This window comes from Arboricoccus pini, assembly GCF_900187945.1.
Classification (GTDB): domain Bacteria; phylum Pseudomonadota; class Alphaproteobacteria; order Geminicoccales; family Geminicoccaceae; genus Arboricoccus; species Arboricoccus pini.
Genome location: NZ_FYEH01000005.1, coordinates 106,313 through 126,038, shown reverse-complemented (window position 1 = coordinate 126,038; position 19,726 = coordinate 106,313). Strand labels below are relative to the sequence as shown.

14 protein-coding genes are annotated in these 19,726 nt (G+C 61.0%); 8 read left to right on the top strand and 6 right to left on the bottom strand.

From position 1 onward, the window contains the following. Window positions 1-73 precede the first annotated feature (73 nt). Together CFB17_RS08625 and CFB17_RS08620 are read left to right on the top strand one after the other, a co-directional pair. Window positions 74-1,198 carry an endonuclease/exonuclease/phosphatase family protein gene (locus tag CFB17_RS08625; RefSeq protein ID WP_165769504.1) on the top strand — a complete coding sequence of 375 codons (1,125 nt, stop codon included), beginning with the start codon at window positions 74-76 and terminating at the stop codon, window positions 1,196-1,198. 108 nt (window positions 1,199-1,306) lie between these two features. After that, window positions 1,307-1,999 carry a glutathione S-transferase N-terminal domain-containing protein gene (locus tag CFB17_RS08620; protein WP_088561134.1) on the top strand — a complete coding sequence of 231 codons (693 nt, stop codon included), beginning with the start codon at window positions 1,307-1,309 and terminating at the stop codon, window positions 1,997-1,999. Between the two features lie 81 nt (window positions 2,000-2,080). Here CFB17_RS08620 and CFB17_RS08615 read toward each other — a convergent pair whose 3' ends face one another. The 4 genes from CFB17_RS08615 to CFB17_RS08600 form a co-directional block, all read right to left on the bottom strand. Continuing rightward, window positions 2,081-2,872, bottom strand: a complete 792-nt coding sequence (locus CFB17_RS08615) for a DUF882 domain-containing protein (RefSeq protein WP_165769503.1) — start codon at window positions 2,870-2,872, stop codon at window positions 2,081-2,083. A gap of 525 nt (window positions 2,873-3,397) precedes the next feature. Then, window positions 3,398-5,047, bottom strand: coding sequence for a glucose-6-phosphate isomerase (gene pgi, locus CFB17_RS08610; RefSeq protein ID WP_088561132.1), 1,650 nt, complete (start codon window positions 5,045-5,047; stop codon window positions 3,398-3,400). Window positions 5,048-5,131: 84 nt separating this feature from the next. Next, complete coding sequence (locus CFB17_RS08605; protein WP_088561131.1) at window positions 5,132-6,448, bottom strand: UDP-glucose dehydrogenase family protein; 1,317 nt, start codon at window positions 6,446-6,448, stop codon at window positions 5,132-5,134. Window positions 6,449-6,671: 223 nt separating this feature from the next. Next, window positions 6,672-9,113: a glycogen/starch/alpha-glucan phosphorylase gene (locus tag CFB17_RS08600; RefSeq protein ID WP_088561130.1), complete on the bottom strand. Its 2,442-nt coding sequence runs from the start codon at window positions 9,111-9,113 to the stop codon at window positions 6,672-6,674. Window positions 9,114-9,266: 153 nt separating this feature from the next. Between CFB17_RS08600 and CFB17_RS08595 the strand changes: the two genes are divergently transcribed. Continuing rightward, window positions 9,267-9,716, top strand: coding sequence for a hypothetical protein (locus CFB17_RS08595; RefSeq protein WP_088561129.1), 450 nt, complete (start codon window positions 9,267-9,269; stop codon window positions 9,714-9,716). A 2-nt stretch (window positions 9,717-9,718) separates the two neighbouring features. Beyond that, window positions 9,719-9,925, top strand: a complete 207-nt coding sequence (locus CFB17_RS08590; protein ID WP_088561128.1) for a hypothetical protein — start codon at window positions 9,719-9,721, stop codon at window positions 9,923-9,925. A gap of 33 nt (window positions 9,926-9,958) precedes the next feature. Here CFB17_RS08590 and CFB17_RS08585 read toward each other — a convergent pair whose 3' ends face one another. Next, window positions 9,959-11,575 (bottom strand): DHA2 family efflux MFS transporter permease subunit, encoded by a 1,617-nt coding sequence (locus CFB17_RS08585; RefSeq protein WP_207761987.1) that lies wholly within the window; start codon window positions 11,573-11,575, stop codon window positions 9,959-9,961. A 3-nt stretch (window positions 11,576-11,578) separates the two neighbouring features. After that, entirely contained in the window at window positions 11,579-12,985 is a 1,407-nt protein-coding gene (locus tag CFB17_RS08580; protein ID WP_088561127.1) for an HlyD family secretion protein, read from the bottom strand. Between the two features lie 232 nt (window positions 12,986-13,217). Between CFB17_RS08580 and glgX the strand changes: the two genes are divergently transcribed. The 4 genes from glgX to CFB17_RS08555 all read left to right on the top strand — a co-directional run bounded on the left by glgX (window position 13,218) and on the right by CFB17_RS08555 (window position 19,387). After that, entirely contained in the window at window positions 13,218-15,305 is a 2,088-nt protein-coding gene (gene glgX, locus CFB17_RS08575; RefSeq protein WP_207761986.1) for a glycogen debranching protein GlgX, read from the top strand. Between the two features lie 224 nt (window positions 15,306-15,529). Further along, window positions 15,530-16,534 (top strand): UDP-glucose 4-epimerase GalE, encoded by a 1,005-nt coding sequence (gene galE, locus CFB17_RS08570; RefSeq protein WP_088561302.1) that lies wholly within the window; start codon window positions 15,530-15,532, stop codon window positions 16,532-16,534. Between the two features lie 174 nt (window positions 16,535-16,708). Continuing rightward, window positions 16,709-18,151, top strand: coding sequence for an undecaprenyl-phosphate galactose phosphotransferase WbaP (gene wbaP / locus CFB17_RS08565; RefSeq protein WP_165769502.1), 1,443 nt, complete (start codon window positions 16,709-16,711; stop codon window positions 18,149-18,151). Between the two features lie 469 nt (window positions 18,152-18,620). Then, a protein-coding gene (locus CFB17_RS08555; RefSeq protein WP_407642397.1) for an IS5 family transposase occupies window positions 18,621-19,387 on the top strand; the annotation gives its coding sequence in 2 pieces (ribosomal slippage) (window positions 18,621-18,930 and window positions 18,930-19,387; 768 coding nt in all). Window positions 19,388-19,726 lie beyond the last annotated feature (339 nt).

Below are 19,726 nucleotides of genomic sequence, written 5' to 3'. Positions count from 1 at the left end.
AGAAACCATCCCGCCGGCACCCACAGCCAATGCCGTGCGGGCCGGCGCGAAAGCCCCACCGACTTTACCGATGATGAGCTGCTTCTTGTATTCGCTGGCCTGTACATTGGCGGTCGGCGGCATCGCCCTTACGTTCCTGCCCTTCTGGCGGCATGCGGCCTGGTGGGTGCGGATCTGGGAGTTTCCGCGTCTACAACTCGTCGGACTGATGGTGATCGCCGTTGTCCTCAGGGCAGCGAGCGGAACTCTCTATGGTTGGAAAGACCTCCTCCTGGGTGCCGGCCTGGCTTTGGCCTTGTTTGCGCAGGCGGCAGCGATAGCACCCTTTACCCCCTTTTGGCGGCGCCAGGTACTGCGCAGCCGCCGACCCAGATCCGAGCGGTCCCTCTCGCTCGTGGCGGTCAATGTCCTCATGGATAATCGCGAGGTCGGGCGGCTCAAAAGGAGCCTCGAGCGCATGGCGCCCGATATCGTCCTGGCCGTCGAGACCGATACGTGGTGGGCCCAGCAACTGGCGGAGATGCTGAGCTGCACCCATCCGCACGTCCTAAGCTGTCCCCTTGGCAATACTTATGGCATGGTTCTCCGCTCCCGGCTTCCCTTCGTTGACCAGTCATTGTCCTTCCTTTTGAAAGACGGAATTCCCTCCATGCGGGTAGGGGTGCGACTGGACTCGGGTGCGATCGTCGATTTGTGGGGCGTTCATCCGGAGCCGCCCAGTCCGACCGAGGCGCCAACTTCGCTATCGCGCGATGCGGAACTCATCCTGGTTGCACGCGCGATCGAAGCGCGTCGCCGCCATGGCGACGAACGACCGGTCATCGTCATGGGCGATCTCAACGACGTTGCCTGGTCCAGGACGACCCGCGCCTTCCTGCGCCTGAGCCAACTCGTCGATCCTCGTGTGGGTCGCGGCTTCTATAATAGCTTCCACGCCGGGATCTGGCCCTTGCGTTGGCCGCTCGATCATGTCTTCCACAGTCCGGACTTCGTCCTGCGACGACTTCGGCGGCTGCCAGCCTTTGGTTCGGATCATTTTCCCATCATGGTCGAACTCGATCATGCACCCCGCGCCAAAACGCATCAGACACCCGATCCGCCACGGCTCGAGGACCGCGCGATCGCCGCGGAGACCGTAGCCGCGGCACGAGAAGAGGCGGCAAGCGAACTGCCGCTTGGGAGAGCTCTGGATGTTTAGTTCCATCCACCTCACATAGCTTCATGCAATCGGCTTTCGTGCCAGCCCGGTTTCGTGCCGGCGGTCCACCGCCCTTTCTTCACTCTTGGCTTTTGATAAGGATGATCGATGATCGAGCTTTACTATTGGACGACGCCTAACGGCCATAAGATCACGATCTTTCTTGAGGAGGCCGGCCTCGACTACGAGATAAAGCCGATCGATATTGGTCGAGGCGAGCAATTCCAGCCGGAATTCTTAAAGATCGCTCCTAATAATCGCATTCCTGCGATCATCGACCTGCAGCCTCCAGGCGGTGGCCGGGCGCTGTCACTGTTCGAATCAGGCGCCATCTTGGAGTATCTGGCCGACAAGACGGGGCTTTTCCTGCCCAAGTCCGGTGCGGCGCGGTACACGACGCTGCAGTGGCTTTACTGGCAGATGGGCGGCTTCGGCCCGATGCTGGGACAAAACCATCATTTCAGCATCTACGCGCCCGAGAAGATCCCCTACGCCATCGAACGCTATCGCAAGGAGACCCAGCGCCTCTATGGCGTTCTGGACGAGCAGTTGAGCAAGAGCGAATTCGTGACCGGCGATTATTCCATCGCCGACATGGCAATCTATCCCTGGGCCGTGCCGCACGCGAACCAGGGGATCGATTTCGCGGAGTACCCTCATGTGGCGCGGTGGTTCGAAGCCGTGCGCGCGCGTCCGGCCGTCGCCAGGGCCTATGCCAAGGCCGATGCCGTCAAGACCAGGCCCACTTCCATGGATGATGAGGCCAAGAGTATCCTCTTCGGTCAGGGCCGCCGGAACTAGGAACCGGCTCCCCCGAGGAAGAAGGGCCGCTTTCGGCTCGTCTCTCTCGGGGGGAGGGAGCCCTCAAAGAGGGTAGCTGGATCAGGCGCCGTAACTGTGGCCGTTCTGGCCCCATTGGCGGATCGGCCCATTATCGACGTGGACGAAATTCGAGCTTGGATAGTAGCCCACACCGCCGGAGCCGAGCTTGAGCGCCGTCGTGTGCAGGGCCTGGAGCGACACATTGGCGATGCGCACGTCCATCGCTCGCCCATACATGTGGAAGCTGTTGAGGGCGACACCGCGATTGGTACGCCTCAGCATGGCGTTGGTTGCGGGTGAGCGATAGCCGCAGACCATGTCGATGCAGCCTTCGGGAACGAGGCGCCGCTGCAGCGACCAGAGGATATCGGCGAGGCCCGGATCGATGTCGATCGTACTATCGCTGCGCCAGTCGCGCATGAAGCGCTTGATCGCTTCCATGGCGTCCGGACGATACTGGCCGTTTTGATAATATATGGGCCGGATGGATTCGCCGTTGCGACGATTATAGAGAGCAAGCTGACGCACCGGCGCGTTCAAGGGCGCACCGTTATTCGCCCCATAGGGGACCACGAGGCCAGGCTGGCCATGGGTCTGATGTGTGACGCCCGAAGGCAAGCCTGCCAGCGTGCGGGTGTGCCTAGCCGTACCGGCAGCGGTCCGCGTCGTTGTGTGCGCCAGCTTTCGGCTGGAATGCTGGGAGACGATCTTGGTTGCCAGATGCTTCTTCTTGACTGCCGCCAGGGCAGAGAGAGGCGACAAGCTCACAGCACCCATCGCCAGGGTAGGAAGGACGAGGCCGCCAAGAAGCCAGCGGCGCGACTTTGGCGAACGATCCGCTTCGTCGGTCATTCTATCTCCTCCAGGCTGCACCGACGGACTGCGCCGCGGCATGTATACAGGTTTCATTTTGGGCAAGACTTGCCCGCCATCTAACCGCTTCCGCAGTCTTAAGCAATATTTTGTTACAAAAAGTGATGACAGCCGACAAGATCAATCAGCATGCTCCGGAATCCAAGCTGTCACGAAAGATTTACTGGCCTCAAGCGGCCGATATAAATCCATCCTGCACAAGATCCCGATTATTACATGACAATGTACAGAAATCATTGATGAACACTCGATGATCCCTCGATCTTGCCTGTTGTCGACATGGATCGCGATATTCCACGATCTCAAAACCCTGGCGGTCTCCCTTCAGGTGATGCCCGAATGCTCCTATCGGTTAAAAAGCCGAAGAACTCATCCTATGGAGCCCCCAAAAACCCTTTCTTGCGTTTTTCCGTTTTCATAGTTGCTAAAATACAACATTTTCGCGTTGTGACGGATGGTCGCGAAAGCGTGACGTTCCGTTGCCTGCGATTTTTTATGCAGAACTCATGCCATGAAGTGGCGCGCCCGCGCGATCAGCCCATTGGTGGAGGCATCGTGTCCGGTGGGCAGGGGCGCCTTTGGATCGAGTTCCGGCAGGATTTTGCCTGCCAGGGCCTTGCCTAGTTCCACGCCCCACTGATCGAAGCTGTTGATGTTCCAGATGGCGCCCTGGACGAAGACCTTGTGCTCGTAGAGGGCGATGAGCGAGCCCAGGCGATGTGGTGTCAACTCCTTGTAGAGGAGTGTGGTCGAAGGACGATTGCCTGGAAAGATCTTGGATGGCAGCAGCTTTGCCAGAGTCTCGCCCTCGACCCCTTGCTGTTCCAGCTCCGCTCGAGCCTCGGATTCGGTCTTGCCGAAGGCCAGGGCTTCGGTCTGCGCAAAGCAGTTGGCCAGGAGCTTTTGATGGTGGTCGCCCAAAGGAGTGAGGCTTCGCGCCGCTACCAGGAAATCGCAAGGAACGAGCTTCGTGCCCTGATGCAGGAGCTGGTAGAAGGCGTGCTGGCCGTTGGTGCCAGCCTCGCCCCAGACGATGGGACCCGTTTGATAGTCCTTGATCAGATGGCCATCCCGATCGGCGCGTTTGCCGTTGCTCTCCATGTCGACCTGCTGAAAATGCGCGGCGAAGCGGTCCAAATGCTGGTCATAGGGCAAGAGGGCGACAGACTGTGCATCCATGAAGTCATTATAGAGGATGCCCAAAAGGCCGAGCACGACCGGCAGGTTGGTCTCGAGCGGTGCTGTCTCGAAATGCTCATCCATGGCTTGGGCACCCGCCAGCAGTTCGGCGAAGCGCTCAAAGCCGACATAAAGGGCGATGACGAGCCCGATCGCCGACCAGAGCGAATAGCGTCCGCCAACCCAGTCCCAAAAGCCGAACATGTTCTTGGTATCGATACCGAAGGCGCTGACCGCCTTGGCGTTGGTCGAGACAGCGACGAAATGCTTGGCGACGGCGGCATCGTCTTTGAGACTTGCCAGCAGCCAGTCGCGGGCGCTGCCGGCATTGGTCATCGTCTCCTGCGTAGTGAAGGTCTTGGAGGCGACGATGAAAAGCGTGCGCTCCGGGTCCAGCTTTGCCAGCGTGTCGGCGATGTGCGCCGGATCGACATTGGAGACGAACCAGGCGTTCAGGTCCTTGGAGGCGTAGGGGGCCAGCGCATGGCAGGCCATGAGCGGCCCAAGGTCGGAGCCGCCAATCCCGATATTGACGACGTCGGTGATTTTCTTGCCGGTATGGCCCAGCCACCGGCCGGAGCGTACTTCGTCGGTGAAGGTCTCGATCCGGCTAAGGACATCGCGCACTTCCGGCATGACGTCCTGGCCGTCGACCTTGAAGGCGCGTGCCTTCCTGTTGCGCAGGGCCACATGCAGGACGGCGCGACCCTCGGTGAAATTGACCGCTTCGCCCGCGAACATGCGGGCACGCTGTTCCTCGACCTTGGCCTCACGCGCCAGCTCGAAGAGCAGGCGCATGCTCTCCTCGGTGACGAGGTTCTTGGAGTAGTCAAGAAAGAGATCCTCGAAGGTGAGGCTGAACGTTTCGACACGCGCAGGATCGCTGGCGAAGGCCTGTCTGAGATCGAGGTTTCTGACTTGCGCGGCATGAGCCTTGAGCTTTTTCCAGGCGGGAAGCTCGGTAGGCGTTGGCATGAGGCATCTCCTGCTTGGGCTGAGGAAGGTCTTTGACCATCTGGAGGAACCCCAAGACAAGAGGATCGCCGGAAAAGACTGCGACTATATGCGCGCTTTGGGCCGTCCGATCGAATGATAGGCAAATCCCCTTGCCCGGGCCGCCGCAGGAGAAAGCACATTGCGCAAATCGATGATGACGGGTGTGTGCATGAGGGTTTTGAGCTGGTCGAGATCGAGGCTGCCGAAGGCTTCCCATTCGGTCAGGATCACGAGGGCTGTCGCATCCTGGGCGGTTTCATAGGCGTTTTGCGCCCAGGTCAGACCAGGAAGCCGTTTTCGCGCTTCTTCCATGCCGGCGGGATCAAAGACGCAGAGCTTGGCGCCCAGCTCTTGCAAGGCCGGCAAAACGACGAGGCTTGGGCTGTCACGGACGTCATCCGTGCCCGATTTGAAGGTAACGCCAAGGACGCCGATCCGCTTGCCGCGCACCTTGCCGTCGCAGGCCGCGACGATGCGCGATACCATTTTCAGCTTGCGCGCTGCATTGGCGGCCTCAACCGCCTCGACAATACGCAGCGGCACACTCTGTTCCCTGGCCGTGTGGAGGAGGGCTTGGACGTCCTTGGGAAAGCATGAGCCGCCATATCCGGGGCCGGGCTTCAGGAAACGCCCGCCGATCCGCCCATCCAGGCCCATGCCCTTGGCAACCACCTCGATGTCGGCACCCGTGGCCTCGCAGAGATCGGCCATCTCGTTGATGAACGTGATCTTGGTCGCAAGATAGCTGTTGGCCGCATATTTGATGAGTTCGGCCGTCTCGCGGCCCGTGAAGAGAAGGGGTGTTCCGGCCTGGGCCAGCGGACGATAGAGCGCTTCCAGGAGAGCCTGCGCTCCCGAGCCGTCGATCCCACAGACGATGCGGTCCGGCCGCATGAAGTCCTCGATCGCGGCCCCCTCCCGCAGGAACTCGGGATTGGCCGCGACCTCGATTTTCAGATCCGGCCTCGTTTCGGCAAAGAAGGCGGCAAGCCGACGCCCCGTGCCGACCGGTACGGTCGACTTGGTGACGACGAGCAGCGGATGGCTCAGGGCTGTCGCGATTTCGCCCGCGGCCGCAAAGACATGGGAGAGGTCCGCATGACCGTCGCCTCGCCTTGAGGGCGTACCCACGGCGATGAAGGCTGCCATGGCACCCTGCAAGGCGGATTTGAGATTGAAAGTGAAGCCGAGCCTGCCACTGGCCACGTGCCGTTTCACCAGGTCTTCGAGCCCGGGCTCGAAGATCGGCATCCGACCTGCCCTCAGGGCTTCGATCCGATGGCGATCTTTATCGACGCAGACGACTTCGATGCCGAATTCGGCAAAGCAGGCAGCGGAGACGAGCCCCACATAGCCGGCACCGATCATGACGATGCGCATGGCGTGTCAGGCTTCCTGCCAAAGAGTGTGGCGTCGACCGGAGAGGGTCGGCGAGAGAAGGGATGGGGTCATGGTGTTGTGGATGATGTCTTATACCTGCGCGCCGCCTGGGAGCGACCCCGCGAGGAGGCAGCAAGGCCAATCATCGGGAGTTGCTGGCCCCGCGATGATGCCTTCTGGCACCCTATCGCATACGAGCACCTAGACGAGCTCGGGCCGGGTGTCAGTGGGCCAGCGGCGCCTGCCATATGACATCGGCATACTCACGGATGGAGCGGTCAGAGGAGAAAAAGCCCATCTTGGCGGTATTGATGATGGCCTTTTCCGTCCAGATCGACTGGTCAGCATAGACTTTGTCGACTCGGCGTTGAGTGTCGAAATAGCTCTTGAAATCGTCGGTGACGAGAAACCAGTCAGTCGTGCGGAGGTCTTCTAGAAGAGGTCGAAAGAGGCTGGGATTGTCCACTGAGAAGCGACCCTGGCCGATCGCATCCAGCGCCTCGCGCAGGATGGGCGTAGTCTCGATCGTGCTTTGTGGATTGTGGCCGTGGCTTCGCCGTTCCAGCACCTGCTCGGCGGTCAGGCCGAAGATGAATATATTATCGTCCCCCACATGATCTTTGATTTCGACATTGGCGCCATCCAGCGTGCCGATCGTAAGCGCGCCATTCAAGGCGAACTTCATGTTGCCGGTTCCCGAGGCCTCCAGGCCTGCCGTCGATATCTGCTCGGAAAGCTCGCCTGCGGGGATGATCCGCTCTGCCAGGCTCACATTGTAGTTGGGAAGGAAGGCGATGCGAAGCTTGCCGTCGATGTCGGGATCGCCGTTCACCACGCGGGCGACATCGTTGATGAGCTTGATCACGAGCTTGGCGCGGACATAGGAGGGTGCGGCCTTGCCGCCGAAGATCTTGACGCGGGGCTGCCAGTCGGCGTCCGGCCGCTGCTTGATCGCCAAATAGAGGGCGATCGCCTCCAGGATGTTCAAAAGTTGGCGCTTATATTCATGGATGCGCTTGATCTGGACATCGAAGAGAGCGTCCGGGTCGACGCCGATGCCATTGCGCTTGGCGATCAGCGCGGCCAGCACCTCCTTGTTGCTCCGCTTGATGCGGGCGAAGTGCTCCTTGAAGCTGGCATCCTTGGCAAGCGGCGTGAGTTCGTCCAGAGCCTCGAGATCGGTGATCCAGCGATCGCCGATCGCCGAGGTGATGAGGGCGGCCAGGCCGGGATTGCACGAGAGCAGCCAGCGACGGGGCGTGACGCCGTTGGTGATCGCCGTGATCTTCTGCGGATAAAAAGCGTGCAGCTGCTTAAAGACAGTCTCCTTCATGAGGTCGCCATGCAAGGCGGAGACGCCATTGACCCGACGCGAGCCCAGGAAGGCGAGATTACCCATGCGAACCATGCGGTCGCGACCCTCGCCGATGATCGAGACCTCGGCCAGATCGGGATCACGCGTCTCCGGCTTGCTGCGCAGCTCGTTGAGGACCTGGGCGTTGAGCTCGTAGATGATCTGCATGTGGCGGGGCAAGAGCCGCTCCATGAGCGAGACCGGCCAGCGCTCTAACGCCTCGGGCATCAAGGTATGGTTGGTGTAATTGATCACCGAGGAGGTGATCGCGAACGCCTTGTCCCAGGCGATCTCGTAATCGTCGATCAGGAGGCGCATCAGTTCCGGCACGGCGATCGCCGGATGGGTGTCGTTCAGCTGGATCGCCACCTGCTGGCCTAAATTGTCGAATGTCTCAAAGCGGGCCAGATGGCGGCGCAGGATGTCCTGTAGGCTGGCCGAGGTGAAGAAATATTCCTGCTTGAGGCGCAAGAGCTGGCCGGCTTCGGTCGAATCATTGGGGTAGAGCACGCGGCTGATGCTTTGCGCGTTCACCTGCTCCTCGACCGCCTTTACATAGTCGCCGCGGTTGAAGGCATCGAGGTCGATCAGATTGCCCGACTGACCGGACCAGAGGCGCAATGTGTTGATGGTCTGACCTTGCCAGCCAACGATGGGTGTATCCCAGGCGACGGCCAGGACGCGCTCGCCACCTTCCCAAAGATAGATCTTGCGACCCTCGATTTCGGATTCCTTGACCGTGCCGAAGAAGCGGATGGGATAGACTGCTTCCGGTCGTTCGAATTCCCATGGATTGCCGAAGGCCAGCCAGTCTTCCGGCCGCTCCACCTGCCAGCCGGAATCAAAGCCCTGCTTGAAGAGGCCGTGCTCGTAGCGGATGCCATAGCCCATGCCGGCCACGCCCAAGGTCGCCATGCTGTCCATGAAGCAGGCGGCGAGACGGCCGAGACCGCCATTGCCGAGCGCCGCGTCGGGTTCGACCTTCAAGACCTCGTCCGGATCGACGCCAAGTTCGCTCAAGGCGATACCGACCGGCTCCATGAGCTGCATATTGTTCAGGGCATCGGCCAGGAGGCGCCCGATCAGGAATTCCAAAGAGAGATAATAGACGTGCTTGTGGCCATCGCCGGCCTGCTCGCGATGCGTCTGCATCCAGTGATCGACGATCCGATCGCGGACCGCCAGGGTCGTGGCGAAGAACCAGTCGTGTCGGGTGGCCCGGTCGAGATCCTTGCCGACGCTATAGACGAGCTTATCGAGAATGGCCGACTTCAGGGCGGCCGGATCGATCGGCTTGGACGCAATGGACATAAAGGCGCTCGCTTCTTGCAGGTCACGTCGCGGTCGACTCGCAGTTTAAAGTGATCCCCGAAGGGAACAAGCGCAGCGCATGGGTCATCCATGCTCGACCTCATTTGCAAATTACGATAGGATTATATACCCACAAAATAATAAGGATAACCCATGCGCAGTGCGATGATGGTCCTAACGATGCTCGCCTTCGGCCTTGTGGCCTGCGTGGGTGTCAGGACCGACACGGTTCGCCAGGGGGCCTATGCGGCCCTCTCGGACTACGATGCCGCCCTTGCGGCAGCCGATACCTATCTTTGCCAGAATGCCGGCGACTTCTCGGCGGCCTGCACGCCTAAGCCGGACTGCACGGCCGACGCGCCGGCACCAGCTGGGGGGTGTGTCGAAGCAAGCTTGCGACAGGCGATCCAGACCACTGTCAAGGATGCCGACAGCTACGTGACGAGCGCGCGCGCACTGGTGGCGCAGTCCACCTTGTCGACCGAGGAGGAAAGCCAGCTCGGCTCCTTGACGTCGCTTCTCTCGACCGTGACCGCCACCTTGCGGGCACAGGTGCTGACCGCCCGGGAAGCCACCCCGGCAACCGCTGCCAAGGAAGACTGATCATGGGTAACGTGCTTGTCGCCTTGAAAATCCTGGATTTCGCCGTCTCGCTCGTCGAGGCGGGTTCGGCTGCCTATACCGTTTTGATGCAGCGCCGGGCGGAAGTGCAAAAGATGGTCAACGAGAATCGTGATCCGACGGCCGAGGAGTGGGATGCGCTGTTCGCGGCGATCGACCAGCGCACCGCCCACGTGCTCCAGCGCGGTTGAGCGCGGTATCGGGGGAGGGAATGCCCCTCCCGCCTAATGAGCGGCGACCGGGCCGCCGCCGCCTTGGGGCTTCTTGATGAAGAAGACGAAGGGGATAACGATGACCAGGAGTGTGCAAACGAAAAGGAAGACGTCGATATAGGCCAGCATCTGCGCCTGCGGCCCGACGAGCTGCTGCGCCATGACGCCAAGCGCCGAGCGATTCGCATCGATCGGTGCCTGGCCGAGAGCCTCGAATTTTTGCTGCAAGGAGGCCAGTCGGTCCGTGTAGGCGGGATTGGCATAAGTTGCGCTCTCGACCAGATAGCTCTGGTGGGTCGCGGTTCGCCTTGTCACCAGAGCCTGCATGATCGAGATGCCGACACTGCCGCCCAGGTTGCGCATCAGGTTCACCAGGGCCGACGCGTTGGTGTTCTTCTCAGGCGGTATGCCCACATAGGAGACGGTCGAGATCGGAATGAAGAGGAAGGCGATCCCGATCGTCTGGTAGATCCGTGCCAGGGCCACGGTCCAGTAGCTGACCTGGGTATCGAAACCGGTCATGTGCCAGAGGGCGGCCCCCGAGACGGCAAAGCCGAAGGCGATCATGTAACGAGGGTCGATCACGCCCACAAGCCTGCCGACAATGGGCATCATGAGCATGATGGCGAAACCGCCCGGCGATATGACGAGGCCGGCATCGACGGGCGTGTAATGCAGCAGGGTCTGGACAAATTGCGGGATCGTCGCGGTGGTGCCGAAGAGGGCAAAGCCCAGGATGAACATGAAGACGTTGGAGATGGCAAAGCTCGGCGTCTTTAGGAGCTTCAGATCGACGATCGGATCGTCGCTGGTCCATTCCCAGATGACGAAGGCGACGACGGAGATCGCCGAGATGATGGCGCAGGTGGCGATGAAGCTGGAATTGAACCAGTCATCCTGCTGGCCGCGGTCCAGCATGACCTGGAGGAAGCCAAGCCCCAGCGCCAGGAGGCCAAAACCGATATAATCGATCGAAATGCCCTTCGCGATCCGGCGTTCGCGATCCGCCGTGAAAGCGGGCGGATCCTTGACCAGTTGCTGGATGAGGATGGCCAGAATGATGCCGATCGGCACGTTTAGGAAGAAGATCCAGCGCCAGTCGTAATTATAGGTGATCCAGCCGCCCAGCGTGGGCCCGATCGCCGGCGCGAAGACGACCGCCATGCCGAAGATGCCGAAGGCGACGCCACGGCGCTCGGGGGGGAAGGCGTCCGCCAGGATGGCCTGAGCTATCGGCTGCAGGCCGCCGCCCACCATGCCCTGGAGCGCGCGCGCCACGATCAAGATCGACAAGGTCGGTGCGAAGCCGCACATGGCCGACGCGATCGAGAAGCCGATGATGCAGACCAGGAAGAAGCGCTTCCTGCCCATCAGCGTCGACAGCCAGCCGCTGACCGGCAGAACGACGGCGTTGGTGACGAGATAGGATGTCAGGACCCAGGTTGCCTCGTCCTGGCTGGCACCGAGGCCGCCGGCTATGTAGTTGAGCGCCACATTGGCGATGGAGATGTCCAAGACCTCCATGAAGGCAGCCATGGCAACGACGGCCGCGATGAGCATGCCTTGCGGTTTGACCGCCGGTCCCTGGCCCCCCTTGGCGGCCGCGTCGATGGCATCTTCCCTTGCCATCGCTCAGTTGCTCGTGCCGGCGGCGGGCTTGGTGTCTGGATGGGTTCCTGCCTCGCCTCCCGCCTGGCCTGGAGGCGTTCCGGCTCCCACATGCACGGTTGGCACGACGGACATGCCAAGACCCAGGGAATATTTGCGGTCGGGTGGCTCGTCAAAGACGATCTTGACCGGCATGCGCTGGACGATCTTCACATAATTGCCGGTAGCGTTCTCGGGCGGCAGGAGGGTGAAGACCGAGCCCGTGCCCCGTTGAATGCTGTCGACCCTGCCCTTGAACACGGCACCGCCATAGGCGTCGACGACGATGTCGACGGGATCGCCCGGCTGCATGCCCGCAAGCTGTGTCTCCTTGAAATTGGCGGTCACCCAAGGCGTGCCGAAGACGAAGGAGGTGAGCGCCTGGTTCGCCTGCACGACATCGCCTTCTTCAACCGAGCGTTGGGTGATCCAACCATCGGCGGGGGCGTAGATCTTGGTATAGGAGAGGTTGAGCTCGGCCGTTTGCAGGGAGGCCTTTGCCTGGGCCACCTGGGCGTCCGCCGAGCGCAAGGCGGCTGCCTTGGCGGCTAGTTGCTGGGCTACCGTGTCGGCCGCGGCGCGCTGGGCGATGGCGCTGCCGATCTGCGCTTCCGTTACTTCGATTTGCGCCTGGGCGGACTGAACCGAGGCAGCCGATGTCTTGGCCGTGGCGTTGGCTTGGTCGAAGGTCTGTCGGGAGGCGAATTGTTCCCGGTTGAGCTGCGTGTAGCGTGTGGCGTCGGCCTGGGCCCTCGCGAGCTCGGCCTGCGCGGAGGCGAGATTGGCCTTTGACTGGTCGGCCTGGGCGCGGGCGCTGCCGACATTGGCATCCGCCTGCTGCAATTGCGCTGGCAGCTGGATGCGGGCGAGGTCGAGATTGGCCTGGGCCTGGGCCTGGGCGGCGACGGCGGAGGCGAGATCGGCCTGGGCACGCGCCCGGGCCGCTTCATAGTCACGCGGGTCGATCTCGATCAGAAGGTCGCCCTGCTTGACGAACTGATTGTCGTCGATCAGGCGTCGGATGACGAGGCCACCTACCCTGGGAGCGATGGTGGCGCGGTGGCCGTCAATGAAGGCGTCGTCGGTGCTCTCATAGCCTCGGTTGAGCCACCAATAGATGCCGCCGCCGATGGCCAAAACCAGCAGTACGAGGAAAAAGATGAGAAAGGCCCGCTTGCGACGCGGCTTTTGTGGCTGGTCCGGCCCCTGTTTCTGGCCGAGATCGCCCCCCACGCCTTCGGGCTGGTCCGGCCTGGCATTCGCGGCTGGTCCGGGAGGGGCAGGTCTGGCCTCTTCCCTGGCCGCATCGCTTCCTTTTTCAGCCGCGGGTAGTGCCTGGGCGGCGGGTCTTTTCTTGGCGTCGGCCTCGGAAGGCGCAGGGTCGAGATCCATGCGAACAGCAGAACCCTTTAAGCAATTACAGTTTGAGCCTGATAGCGGTAGCTGGTCAGGCGTGGGTCAAGTGGATCACGAGGGCATCGTGATCAATGAACGCAGATCAGCCCTGCGAGAGGCGGGTCGTTGACTTTTGCGGTCTTGCTCCCAGCGTGGCCGATCTGCTCTAGGCGACCAAGTATAAGCGAGGCAAAGCCCTTTGCCTCGATCACGAAGTCAGGAAGTGTAGATGGCCAAGGGCCGCTCCTCCACTGCCGATGTCATGAGCCCGGGCCGTTCATGGCCATTGGGAGTCGATTTCACGGAGGACGGAATCAATCTTGCCGTCTTTTCGGCGCATGCGGAGGCGATCGAGCTCTGCCTGTTTGACGATTCGGGTTTGGTCGAGACGGCACGGTTGCGGTTGCCGTCTTTGACCGATGGTGTCTTTCATGGCCATCTCGCGGGCGTGCGGCCAGGGCAGATCTATGGCCTTAGGGCCTATGGTCCTTTCGACCCCGCGCACGGCCATCGTTTCAACCCGGCAAAGCTGCTGCTCGATCCCTATGCCCGTGGGCTGACCGGCCGGTTTCGCTGGGAGGGACCCAATCTTGTCGATGAGGCTAATCCCTTGGCCCTCGATCCGCGCGATTCCGCCCCTTTCGTCATGAAAGGCGTGATGCTGCCGGGCCTGGCGCTGGCCGAAAGTGTCGATCCGCAAGACAGGTTGGCGATACCCTGGGCCAAGACCGTCATCTATGAGGCGCATGTTAAGGGCCTGACGCGTCTGCATCCGGATGTACCCACCCAGGATCGTGGGCGCTTTGCCGCCTTGGCCCATCCCAAGGTCATCGAACATCTACAGCGCCTGGGCGTCACGGCGGTGGAGCTCCTGCCCGTCATGGCCTTCCTCGACGAAAGACGGCTCATCGAGGGCGGGCTCGTCAATTATTGGGGCTACAACACGCACGCCTTCATGGCGCTGGAGGGGCGATACGCGCAAAGCGATCCGCTCTTCGAGTTCAAGGCCATGGTGGACGGCCTGCATGCGGCGGGCATCGAGGTCATCTTGGATGTCGTCTACAATCATACGGCCGAGAGCGACCATCTCGGGCCCACTTTGTCGCTGCGCGGGCTCGACAATCTCTCCTATTACCGACTGCAGGCAGACGATCCGCGCTTCTATGTGAACGATACGGGCTGCGGCAACACGTTGAACACCGCGCATCCGCGGGCAATGCAGCTCGTCCTCGACAGCCTGCGCTATTTTGCGCTTCTGGGCGTGGATGGCTTTCGCTTCGATCTGGCATCGGTTCTTGGCCGCACGCGGCTTGGAGCGTTCGATCCCGAGGCTCCCTTGCTCCAGGCGATCTCCCAGGACCCGCTGCTAGCCGGACTGAAGCTGATTGCCGAGCCTTGGGATATCGGTCCCGATGGCTATCAGCTCGGCCATTTTCCCTCGCCTTTCGCCGAGTGGAACGACCATTTTCGCGACAGCGTGCGCCGCTTCTGGCGTGGCGATGACGGTGCCTTGCCGGAGATCGGCCATGTTCTCATGGGCTCGCGCGGCTTCTTTGGCGCCAACCGCGACACGGGCATGCGTGGTGTCCATGCCAGTCTCAACCTCCTGACCAGCCATGACGGCTTCACGCTTTTCGATACCGTCGCCTATGCAGACAAACATAACGAGGCGAATGGCGAGGCCAATCGCGATGGGACGAACGACAACCACAGCAGCAACAACGGCATCGAGGGGCCGACCGACGATCCGGTGATCAACAACCGGCGTCTGCGCCAGATACGCAATATGCTGGCTACCCTCATGGTGGCACGGGGCGTGCCCATGCTGACCATGGGCGACGAGTCGATGCGCAGCCAGCAGGGCAATAACAATGCCTATTGCCAGGACAACGAGATCAGCTGGTATCTTTGGGCTAGTGATCCGGCGACGCTTGATCTCATTGCTTTCGTTGGCCGCCTCGTCGAGATCCGCAATCGGCATCCGCTCTTGGATTCGGTCTCGCAGCATGACGGGCTGGAGATCGGCTGGTTCCGGCTGGATGGCCGGCCGATGTCGTCGGAGGACTGGCGCCAGCCCGATGGAAGAGCCGTTCTCCTGGCCTTGACGGAAGGGGGACGCTCGCTCTTCGTCGTCCTCAATGCCGGGCCGGAAAAGGCTTTGCTGCAGATGCCACACGAACCGGTGAAGCCTGCCCGCCTCAGGCTCTTGCTCGATACGGCGCTGGAAGACCAGCTCCTCCTACCTATCTTTTGTGGAGATCAATTGGCCATCGCCGCCTGCAGCGTCCAACTCTACGATGTGGCGTTGATGCCATGAATGCCAGCGTAGCGATAAGAGGACGAAGGCGAGGAAAGGGGTTGCGTTGAACCTGCTTCATCTTTCTCGCTATGGTTGGGCGCCGCCAGTCGTTTTTGACCTGGGGTGATATTGTTCGCGATGGCCCTACGGGCCTGGAGCTTCATTATGTTGGCGCGGCGGCCAAGGTCGCCTGTCTTCTTTCTGGCTGGCACATTCAGGCCAGCCCCTATTGGGGATCGATCATGCGTGTCCTGGTAACAGGCGGTGCTGGCTATATAGGCAGTCACATTCTCTTCAAGCTCGCGGATGCCGGACACGAGGTAGCCGCCTATGATAATCTCTATTCAGGGCATCGCTGGGCCGTTGGCGACGCCCCTCTCCATCAAGGCGACATCAACGATCAGGCACGGCTGGACGAGGTTCTGGGCAAAGGCGGCTTTGATGCTGTCATTCATTGCGCCGCCCATATCTGGGTGGGTGAATCGGTCCGCGATCCACTGAAATATTACCGCAACAACACCGCTGGCGCCTTTACCTTGTTCGATGCCTGCGCGCGCCATAAGCTGAAGGCCGTGGTCTTTTCCTCGACGGCGGCCGTCTATGGCGAACCCTTGAAGCAGCCCATTGACGAGGATGTGCAAAAGGCGCCGATCAATCCTTATGGCGCCTCCAAGCTGATGGCCGAACAGGCTCTGATCGAGGCGGCTGGCGCCTATGGCTTTGCCTATGGCATTTTGCGCTATTTCAACGTCGCCGGTGCCGATCCCAAGGGGCGCGTGGGCGAGGCGACGCCGGAGAACAGCCATCTCATCAAGGTTGCCTGCGAGACGGCCATCGGCAAGCGGCCGGGCATGCGGATCAACGGAACCGACTATCCCACGCCCGATGGCACCTGCGTGCGTGACTTCGTCCATATCGACGATCTGGCGGCGGCTCACCTGGCCGCGCTCGAACATCTGCTTGCCGGCAAGCCTTCGCTCATCGCCAATTGCGGCTACGGCCATGGCTACAGTGTCAAGGAAGTGCTGGACACGGTCCAGCGCATCTCGGGTGTCATGTTCCCGATCGAGATCGGCGCGCGCCGCCCGGGCGATCCCCCCAGCCTCGTGGCGGATGCGAGCCGGATCGGTGAGCTTTTGGGCTGGACGCCACACCACGACGATCTGGACGAGATCGTCCAAAGTGCCTGGAACTGGGAACGCAAGCTTGCCGGCGGTCGTGATCTGGGTCGGCCGACCTCGTCCTGATTTTAATCAGTTCCTCATGCCGCACCGTCTAAGCAGACAGGGCAGCGGCAACAGGTATTTATTGCGTCGCAGCACGCCTCGTGGTTTATAAAAATCATAGTTAATTTCGCTCAGTCATATATCTGACGATATTCGGAATCCCATAGGATGATGACAGGAACGTCGGCCTACCCGATGGCAAATAAGCGCGATGTTGTCAGCGCCAGCCATCGGCATCTGGCTCTTCCGTCGATCGATATTCTCGCCATCATATGCGGTTTCATCATTGTTCTGGGCATCGTACGATCGAACCCGGAATTTGCCGCTTTCAACCAGATCATGTTGACCCGCATCGGGATCGAGATTGTGGTGACGGCGGGCCTCGTGCTCTTCTTGCGCCATCTTGGGCATTACCAGGAAAGGCGGCCCTTCTGGCAGGAAGCCGGCGAGGTCATCAAGGCCTTCGTCGCGGCGATGGCAATCGAGGCCGCCATCCTCTTCTTTTTCCAGATCGAGGCCTCGCGCCTCGTCGTGTTCGGCATGTGGACGGTGAGCTGCATCCTCGTCTTGACGATGCGTTTCCTGGTCAAGTCCTGGCTTATGCACCAAGGTCTCTGGACGATGCCGGTCGTCATCGTCGGCAAGGGCAGGAACGCCCGCGACCTGGCGCTTGCCATGTTGGACGAGCCGGTGCCGGCGCATCGGCCTATTGCCTTCGTCTCACCGACTGGTGAGGTTGGCAACGAAGAGCGGCTAAGGCTCGACGAGCAGACGAGCCTGCCCGTCGTCGGGGTCGGCAATAACCCTTTCGAACTCCTGCGTCGCTTCGCCCGGACCCGCATCATCGTCGCCCTTGATATCGAGGACTTCAAAGCCTCCAAGGAATTCGTCGATCGATTGAGTAGAACGCATCGCTTCGTCGATGTCGTCCTGCCGCTGCGCGGTCTGCCGATGCGTCGATCGTACAAAAGCCGTTTTGTAAATCATGATCTTACCTTGATGCGTGTCCGACGTGATTTCGATGCCCGTTTTCAGGCGGGTGTGAAACGTGCCTTCGACATCGTCGTGGTGAGCTGCATCCTGCTCTTTCTGGCCCCCTTGTTCGGCATTCTCTCGCTGCTGGTGGCGACGTCGGGACGACCGATCTTTTTCGCCCATGAGCGGATCGGCCGGCACGGCAAGCCGTTCAAGTGCCTGAAATTCCGCAGCATGGCGGTCGATGCCAAGGAACGGCTTGAGGAGATCCTGCGGACGGATCCGGCAGCGGCGGAGGAATGGCGTCTCACCCGCAAGCTCAAGAACGACCCGCGGGTCACCAAAATCGGCGCCTGGCTGCGCAAGACCAGCCTCGATGAGCTGCCGCAGCTCGTCAACGTGCTCCGGGGCGATATGAGCCTGGTCGGTCCCCGACCGGTCACCCATGACGAGGTGCTCCAATATGGCGAGCATCGCGTCTACTACATGCAGAACCGACCGGGCATCACGGGTCTCTGGCAGGTGAGCGGTCGCAGCGACATCGACTTCCAGCGTCGGGTCGACATGGACGCATTCTACGTCCAGAACTGGAGTCTCACACGCGACATCATGATCCTCTTCATGACCGCACGTGTCGTCTTCGCCCGCGAGGGAGCCTACTAGGCCTCTGAACCTTCCACAGCACGCCGCTTATCGAGCGGTTCCATCAAAACGTCAGCGGCGCACTATGTTGGCGACCAATCTTGATTTGCTCAACCGATCTAGGCCGAGAATCCATAAAGGCGGGCGTAACAGGCGCCGGTGCTGAGATCGCTGTGAAGGCTCTTAAGGATGTCGTCGCCTTCGGCTGATCCAGAAGTAAGGCAGGGATCATCCCACTCGTTTTGGAAGGTGAAACTGCACCCACCGAACCGATACTCGGCAGATGTCGGATATTGGCGTTTGTCGGGCACGCCGTAGCGATCGCGAATGGCCGATGACACCGACGGCAGGTCCGCAGGCTCGAACTCCAACGAGTAGTGTCCATTCGATAAAGGGAGCAGTGTCACGGCCATTGCCTATAGATGCGAGGACAACCGTTCGAGATCAAGTCCGGCCTTCCGTAGGTCATCGGTTGATGATTCAAGCGGGTATGAGCCGATATGACCTAACCGACTTCGAGTGGCGCGTGATCGAGCCACTCTTGCCCAACAAGCCGCGAGGTGTGCCGCGCGTCGAAGATCGCCGTGTGCTGAATGGCATCTTCTGGGTGCTGCGATCCGGAGCGCCATGGCGCGATCTGCCCGAGCGCTATGGTCCGCGCACCACCTGCTACAACCGCTTCGTGCGATGTCGGAAGGCAAGTGTTTGGGACTGGCTGATGGACGCCATCACCGCCGCCCATGACGGCGCCATCCAGATGATCGACAGCACTTCCGTTCGTGCCCACCAACAGGCCGCGACAGCAAAAAAACGGGGGCAGATCACTGTCTCGGTCGATCACGAGGCGGGCTCACGACCAAGATCCACGTCGTCGTCGACGCGCAAGGCCTCCCGATCCGGCTCGCCCTGACGGCCGGGCAAACCCACGACGGCCAGATCGCCGACACCCGGCTCGACCATCTCGGTCCGCGCACTATCGTGCTGACCGACAAAGCCTATGAAGCCGACCGCATCCGCGAGTTGATTCAGGAACAGGGCGCCACGCCCAACATCCCGCCGAAGAGCAACCGCCGCTGGAAGCCGTGCTTCAGCAAGCGGCTCTACCGAGAACGCGATCTGATCGAGCGCTTCTTCTCCAAGTTGAAGCATTTCCTCCGGATCGCCACCCGATACGACAAGCTCGCCGTCAACTTCCTCGCCATGGTCCAACTCGCCTCAATACGGCTGTGGCTGCGCGGTTATGAGTCTACGGCCTAGTCCAGACGGCTTGGTCGCAGATTCTCAGTAGTCCGCCGTTCCGCAGTATTATGTGCGATTGCGGGCAAGGCTCGCCTGCAATCGAACTGGCTCATGGGTCGTAGGATAGTCAATTGCAGCCTCCCCGGAACCGACGAAACTTTCTCTCTCAGCTCAAGCAGCCTTGATAGACAGCCAATCGCATCCGGCATTCGATATGCCAGTGGTGGGAAAGACGTCCGGCGTTCTCCTGGCCACGCGCCCTCGATCCGTCTCCAATCCATCCGGGCTCACGGCGATCACCAGCAACCAGCGGCGGCGCCTTCCTGATTATGCTGGTCGATCTGCATCATTAGACTT

Bases quoted from the DNA above. Each gene is read 5' to 3' on its own strand.
- CFB17_RS08625 (WP_165769504.1), top strand. From the start codon at position 74: ATGAGCTGCTTCTTGTATTCGCTGGCCTGTACATTGGCGGTCGGCGGC.
- CFB17_RS08620 (WP_088561134.1), top strand. From the start codon at position 1,307: ATGATCGAGCTTTACTATTGGACGACGCCTAACGGCCATAAGATCACG.
- CFB17_RS08615 (WP_165769503.1), bottom strand. From the start codon at position 2,872: ATGACCGACGAAGCGGATCGTTCGCCAAAGTCGCGCCGCTGGCTTCTT.
- pgi (WP_088561132.1), bottom strand. From the start codon at position 5,047: ATGCCAACGCCTACCGAGCTTCCCGCCTGGAAAAAGCTCAAGGCTCAT.
- CFB17_RS08605 (WP_088561131.1), bottom strand. From the start codon at position 6,448: ATGCGCATCGTCATGATCGGTGCCGGCTATGTGGGGCTCGTCTCCGCT.
- CFB17_RS08600 (WP_088561130.1), bottom strand. From the start codon at position 9,113: ATGTCCATTGCGTCCAAGCCGATCGATCCGGCCGCCCTGAAGTCGGCC.
- CFB17_RS08595 (WP_088561129.1), top strand. From the start codon at position 9,267: ATGCGCAGTGCGATGATGGTCCTAACGATGCTCGCCTTCGGCCTTGTG.
- CFB17_RS08590 (WP_088561128.1), top strand. From the start codon at position 9,719: ATGGGTAACGTGCTTGTCGCCTTGAAAATCCTGGATTTCGCCGTCTCG.
- CFB17_RS08585 (WP_207761987.1), bottom strand. From the start codon at position 11,575: ATGGCAAGGGAAGATGCCATCGACGCGGCCGCCAAGGGGGGCCAGGGA.
- CFB17_RS08580 (WP_088561127.1), bottom strand. From the start codon at position 12,985: ATGGATCTCGACCCTGCGCCTTCCGAGGCCGACGCCAAGAAAAGACCC.
- glgX (WP_207761986.1), top strand. From the start codon at position 13,218: ATGGCCAAGGGCCGCTCCTCCACTGCCGATGTCATGAGCCCGGGCCGT.
- galE (WP_088561302.1), top strand. From the start codon at position 15,530: ATGCGTGTCCTGGTAACAGGCGGTGCTGGCTATATAGGCAGTCACATT.
- wbaP (WP_165769502.1), top strand. From the start codon at position 16,709: ATGGCAAATAAGCGCGATGTTGTCAGCGCCAGCCATCGGCATCTGGCT.